This window comes from Streptomyces sp. SID14478 (genome assembly GCF_010548525.1).
GTDB lineage: Bacteria > Actinomycetota > Actinomycetes > Streptomycetales > Streptomycetaceae > Streptomyces.
The window spans coordinates 1-520 of the sequence record NZ_JAAGMG010001131.1; the positions used below are offsets into that span (position 1 = coordinate 1).

Genomic DNA, 520 nt, shown 5'->3' on the forward strand with positions numbered 1-520 from the left:
GCGGTGGCGGCCGGCGTGGCGGCGGCCATGGTCAGCCACAACCCGGACGCGGTGGTCCAGGCCGCGCTCTCCGTCGTCCCCGAGGACTCCTGGACGGCACGCTCCCTGCACCGCGCGGTGTCGGCGGCGCGCCGGGCCCGCCGCGACCCGGACGGCACCCAGCTGTCCATGGAACGTGCGGTGCGCAAGGCCGTGGTCATCGGCGGCTACCCGTGGACGGACCTCGCCCCCGAGGCGGTCGGCCTCGCCTTCGGCGCGTTCGCGGTGGCCCGGGGCGACTTCCGCGAATCGGTGCTCACCGCGGTGAACATGGGCCGCGACGCGGACACGACCGCGGCGGTGGCCGGAGCGCTGGCCGGCGCCCTGAACGGGGAACAGGCGATCCCCGCCCCGTGGTCCCAGGCGATCGGCCCGGTCCGCGGCAGCTGCCTCCCGCCCATGGCGGGCCGCCACATCCTCGACGTGGCGGACCGGCTGACACCGCCCCCGCCGGACCGCGAGGGAGCGGTGGCGTGAACGG

At 77.5% G+C, this 520-nt stretch carries 1 protein-coding gene; it reads left to right on the top strand.

Annotated elements, in window-relative coordinates; genetic code table 11:
- Positions 1–516, top strand: a 516-nt coding sequence (locus tag G3I40_RS36230; RefSeq protein ID WP_164559077.1) for an ADP-ribosylglycohydrolase family protein, incomplete at its 5' end; no start/stop codon positions are given.
- Positions 517–520 lie beyond the last annotated feature (4 nt).